The organism is Hymenobacter sp. AT01-02 (assembly GCF_000961955.2).
Taxonomy (GTDB): domain Bacteria; phylum Bacteroidota; class Bacteroidia; order Cytophagales; family Hymenobacteraceae; genus Hymenobacter; species Hymenobacter mucosus.
In genome coordinates this window covers 1-4,067 of sequence record NZ_JZIR02000205.1, presented here as the reverse complement: position 1 = coordinate 4,067, position 4,067 = coordinate 1, and the positions used below count along the sequence as shown (strand labels likewise).

Below are 4,067 nucleotides of genomic sequence, written 5' to 3'. Positions count from 1 at the left end.
GCGCAAGATGCAGGCACCGCCCGCCGGACGTTTCGGGCAAACACCTGGTAGAGGTCTTCGCGCTCCTGCACCTGGCGCTGAGCGGCGGTCAGCAGGTTGGCTTGCAACACTTCGGCGGCTTGGTGACTCGCGGCTAACTCCTGGGTGCGCTGCTGCACCCGCGCTTCCAGCTCCTGGTTGAGCTGCTGCAACTGGCGGCGGGCGAGCACCTGTTCCGTGACCTCGTAACTAAAATCCAGCACCCCCTCCACCTCTCCTCGGCTATTGCGGAGCGGGTGCAGCGAAAGCTCAAAAAAGAATTGCTCCCGCTGCCCGTTGCCGCTAAAGTCAAACCAGCCTTCCAGCTCGTGTGCATAGTACGGCTCCCCCGTGTGGTACACCTGGTCAAAGAGGGCGACCACCCCCAGCCCCTCGGCTTCGGGCATGCCTTCGCGAAACGGCCGCCCGATAAAGGAGCGGTGCGGAAACTTGCGCTGATAGTTCGAGTTAACGAGCTGGTAGCGGTGGTCCGGGCCGCGATACACGGCTACTTGGGCGGGCAACTGCATGAGCACATTGTAGAGGTGCTGGCGCTTCGTCTCCGTCTCGGCCAGCGCGTCCTGCTCGCGGGTCTGGCTGGCGGCCAACTCCGCCTCGGCCTGCACCCGTTCGGTCACGTTGACGATGCTGTGCACCAAGCCGGTGACGGTGCCTTGTGCGTCGCGGATGGCGCTGTTGGAGGGGTCCCAGTAGCGCCCCATGAGCTGGCCGGGGGCGGTGGGGTCGGGCACGGCATAGTGCTGCACGGCCATGTGGTGGGGCTCGCCCGTAGCCAGCACCTGCTCTAGGGAGGCCCGCAAGCTGGTGATGGTGTCCCCCTCGGGCGTACCGGGCGAGCCGGGAAACACGTCGAACAGGGTGCGCCCCAGCAGTTGGGCCTGCGTCAGGCCGAAAACCGCTAGGTAGGCATTGCTGGCAGCGGCGACGTGCAGCGTAGGGGTGAGCAGCACGCACGCGGCCGGCAGGCTGGCCACGACCTCGGACAGACTCCAGGCGCTGGGAAAGTCTAGGGGGGACTTGGCAGAGCCGGCAGCAGGGTCCGGTAGAGATGAAGCCATAGGGTACTTATAGCAATACGAAGCGTACAATCGATTCCGAAGATAGTAGCTTTTAGCGCAGGGGTGTCAAGCCCCTGCCTAGCGTGGCGGTGGGATAGGGTGGTGCCACGGGCTAGCGTTGTGCTTCGTTCCGTTGCCAGGAAAATCCCTTGTTTGCCCTGGCCCGTTGCCTGCCCCTGCTCGACGCAGCCCCGCGTCGCGCGTTCGATTTCCGGCCCAACTGCACACTGGCCCAGCAGTAGCGCTTCTAGCTGGCGCTGCGCGAGCTGATGGACGACCAGCTAGACACAATTGGTATTTTACAATTGCTCTTGAGGTGCGGGATAGTCCCAGGCACCTTTGTGTTCTGATCCGTTCACGGCTCCCCTCCACTATGGTTCACGACCCGAAATACGGGCCGAGTGCCCAGACCTCCCAGCAACGAGCCTAGGTTTTGCACCAGATGCACTTGGCAAATCCTAGCCGCTACGCCCGCGATACGGCGTACGTGCGCCGCCTCTACCACCGCTACATTGCCGGAGAACTAAGCTGGGACGACGTCTGCGTGTTGCGCGATGCCCCAACGCAATTGCCATAACGTAAAAGTCATTCGACTGCGGCGGCGGCAGCACGGGTGGGCAGCCGCTCCTGCGCAGTAGCCTGCAGCAGCAGGTGCCATAACCGGTCCCGGTCCAGCTCCAGGGCGATATAGCGGTCCAGTAAGGCCAACAAATCGGGGCTAGGCTGGCCTAGCACACACTGCAGCCTAGTGAGGGCGACGTGCACCTGGGCGTGCCGGTAAGCCTGCTCGGTCTGGGCGGCGGAAGCAAAAGAAGCCATGAAGTACGGGTAGATGTTACGCAAGAAGCATAGGTAAGGTAGCCGATGGCACTGCCCCACGCCAGGACACATCGCCCCTGGTTGTGACACGGGAGTTGTTACCATGCCACAGCCAAGCCAATGCCTTGCAGGGATGGGCCTGGTCAGGTTCCGCAGGGAGAGGACACCGCTTGACTGGAGCGAAAGCGGCCCACCAGTACGCCCCCAACCGGCAGCGCGTGCCCCTGACGCAGGACGGCTTGTCCCGCCGCAAAGGAAACAAGAGTTCCGTCCACTGTCTTGTAGCTGGTATGGGAGTAGGCGCTTGATTTACGGAACCGACGGAGTAGCGAAGGGCTTGGCTGATCATAACGGACGGGGAACGAAGGGGTGAATCGCGTAGCATACTAGCGGATCTGTACCCAAAACGATGCCCCAAAGTAGGGGCCTGCTATCCGTACGTGGAACGGTAGCGGTATTATGAAATAGAGAACAACTTATCTGGGTTAGCTAACCTGCTCATTCTGTGAGTTAAGCCATGCCTATATACTCTCTGGGAGACGCGGTTTACAGGTTCCAGAAGAATATAACCATTCTAGGAAGCGCTGGAGCGGCAGGAGAATAGTATCTCCGTGCGGGACTAGCCCTCTTATTCCAGTCCTAAATTGCCTCCTACCCAGACCAGCGGTAAGTGATTGGGCAGTAGTCCAACCATCACGTGCTTAACAGGCACGTTCACTCCGCCTGTCGTATCCTCCTAAACGCATGCCAACCCACCCGGAGAGTGACCCTACTCGTCGGCGTGGCCCCGGCCAGCGCCGCGTCTTTGTAAAAGGGGGCAGATAGTCGGTCGATTCTCCAGAAGTGCACTCTTTTCCGTTTCCTGAGAGCCCCTAGTGGGTCTCTTGTACCTCCCACAAGGGGGCAACAGCCTCTAGCAATTGATCCCGTAATTGGTGCCAGGGCAAGGCCTCCATGTACTCACTTACGCTGCACAGCTGCTCGTAGCTACGACGTAGTGCCTGCTGCTGTCCGGAGGGCAGAGAGGGGTTGATAGCATGGCCTAAATAGATGAGCCAGACGTGTAGGCATACAGAGAGGGTGATACTTTCTACCTCACTCCCACCAGTATAGTCCTGAAGTTGATAGGCCTGGGCCTGAATGGCCCGTACTTCGTTGGATACGCGTGCAAACACAGCTACACTAGAATAGTAAATAATCGGACCTAAATATAGACAAAAACTATTATATAGGTTGATAGATAAATAGAAATTGCATTTTTGCAGTAAACCGTGTGCCACAAGTGAACCAGTTGCCCGGCTAACGAAACGGGTAGTTCCTGGGGTGCCGTAGGTAGCCGTGGTAGCTACCTTACAATACTACCAGCTAGGCGCCGGCGGCCAGTTCATCCTCGAATCGATGGTAGGTCGCATCGCCTTCATGCGCAGCGTTGATCACCTAGTGGGTGGAAAGTCGTGCGTAGACGTCGTGGGGTAATAAGGCGGCCACGATCCGCTTCTGGTGGCCACCCAGAGCTTCTTTTTGCCATCGCGCCCGGATATAGGCTTGCTCCTGTTCGGTGAAGGACGCCAAGCGCGCTGATCAGAAAACACTTTGTGCCACCCGCGCTGCCGGAGTAGATGCCCGAGGTGGGTGAGCAGGGCTTGGAAGTCGTTGAATATCCGTTTGCCGGTTTTGTAGTGAACGATGGCATATCCCTAGGCGTGCTCACTGAGCCGGTTAGCCGGGTTTTCGAAGTAAACGGAGTGCTTAGTTGGGGCCATACTGGACTAACGATGGCTTTGCTTGAAAAGAGAGCCCAAAGTCGTATTCGACTGCTTACCGCAGCGGTTTGCAACAGTTGCGCATTGCCCGTAGCTGGTGTACCGGAAGGCAATTGTAGCCCATCTTCCAACCAATGCGCACGGATAGGCGCTGGGGTAAAGCTGTTGAAAATAGGGGCCATATGGTCGATCTGGCCGTGCAGCAAGCGGGGTAGGTGCGGTTGAGGCTCCCGCATTACCCCCGCCAGGACCAGTAGCCCAGTTAGCAGCCCCATGGCCGCCCTGCCGAGCCCCGGCCTTATGCGCAGCCGCTTTATGTGGGGGTAGAGGGTAGTACTCCCACTGAGGCTGCCGAGTTGGTGGGGCGGGTAGCAGGCGGGTAACCAGC

5 protein-coding genes are annotated in these 4,067 nt (G+C 59.3%); 2 read left to right on the top strand and 3 right to left on the bottom strand.

Translation table 11 applies throughout. The features are described from left to right. Positions 1 to 1,097, bottom strand: a 1,097-nt coding sequence (locus tag VI25_RS22400; RefSeq protein WP_152981785.1) for a PAS domain-containing protein, incomplete at its 3' end; no start/stop codon positions are given. 448 nt (positions 1,098 to 1,545) lie between these two features. Between VI25_RS22400 and VI25_RS28060 the strand changes: the two genes are divergently transcribed. Next, a complete protein-coding gene (locus tag VI25_RS28060; protein ID WP_262490001.1) occupies positions 1,546 to 1,674 on the top strand; it encodes a hypothetical protein in 129 nt (42 codons plus the stop codon). An 8-nt stretch (positions 1,675 to 1,682) separates the two neighbouring features. Here the strand turns inward: VI25_RS28060 and VI25_RS22395 are convergent, their stop codons facing one another. Together VI25_RS22395 and VI25_RS22390 are read right to left on the bottom strand one after the other, a co-directional pair. Further along, positions 1,683 to 1,916 (bottom strand): hypothetical protein, encoded by a 234-nt coding sequence (locus tag VI25_RS22395; RefSeq protein WP_055562931.1) that lies wholly within the window; start codon positions 1,914 to 1,916, stop codon positions 1,683 to 1,685. Positions 1,917 to 2,788: 872 nt separating this feature from the next. Then, a complete protein-coding gene (locus tag VI25_RS22390; RefSeq protein ID WP_045690327.1) occupies positions 2,789 to 3,091 on the bottom strand; it encodes a hypothetical protein in 303 nt (100 codons plus the stop codon). A 163-nt stretch (positions 3,092 to 3,254) separates the two neighbouring features. Between VI25_RS22390 and VI25_RS25450 the strand changes: the two genes are divergently transcribed. Continuing rightward, on the top strand, positions 3,255 to 3,392 hold the full coding sequence (locus VI25_RS25450) for a hypothetical protein (RefSeq protein WP_161807031.1): 138 nt from the start codon (positions 3,255 to 3,257) through the stop codon (positions 3,390 to 3,392). The last annotated feature ends 675 nt before the right edge of the window (positions 3,393 to 4,067 follow it).

Coding starts and splice junctions, on each gene's coding strand:
- VI25_RS22395 (WP_055562931.1), bottom strand. CDS start 1,916: ATGGCTTCTTTTGCTTCCGCCGCCCAGACCGAGCAGGCTTACCGGCAC.